Origin of the sequence: Rhodoplanes roseus (assembly GCF_003258865.1) — a bacterium.
GTDB lineage: Bacteria > Pseudomonadota > Alphaproteobacteria > Rhizobiales > Xanthobacteraceae > Rhodoplanes > Rhodoplanes roseus.
In genome coordinates, this window is sequence record NZ_NPEX01000693.1 from 1 (window position 1) to 356 (window position 356).

Here is a 356-nt window from a genome sequence, read left to right on the forward strand (position 1 = left end):
TTCCACATGGCCATCACCTGGTGGGACAAGCAGGTCTTCGACGAGATGCCGAAGGTCGTCGAACAGGGCATCAACACCTTCAAGCATTTCATGGCCTATAAGGGCTCCTTGATGGTGAACGACGACGAGATGTTCGCTTCCTTCTCCCGCTGCGCGGAGATCGGGGCGATGCCGCTCGTCCATGCCGAAAACGGCGATGTCGTCGCCTTCCTGCAGCAAAAGCTCCTCGCCGAAGGCAACAACGGTCCGGAAGCGCACGGCTTTTCACGCCCGCCGGAAGTCGAGGGCGAGGCCGCCAACCGCGCCATCATGATCGCCGATCAGGCGGGCGTGCCGCGTTATGTGGTGCATGTCTC

At 61.2% G+C, this 356-nt stretch carries 1 pseudogene; it reads left to right on the forward strand.

The features are described from left to right. A pseudogene (locus CH341_RS32000) lies at positions 1-356 on the forward strand (dihydropyrimidinase); the annotation flags it as partial.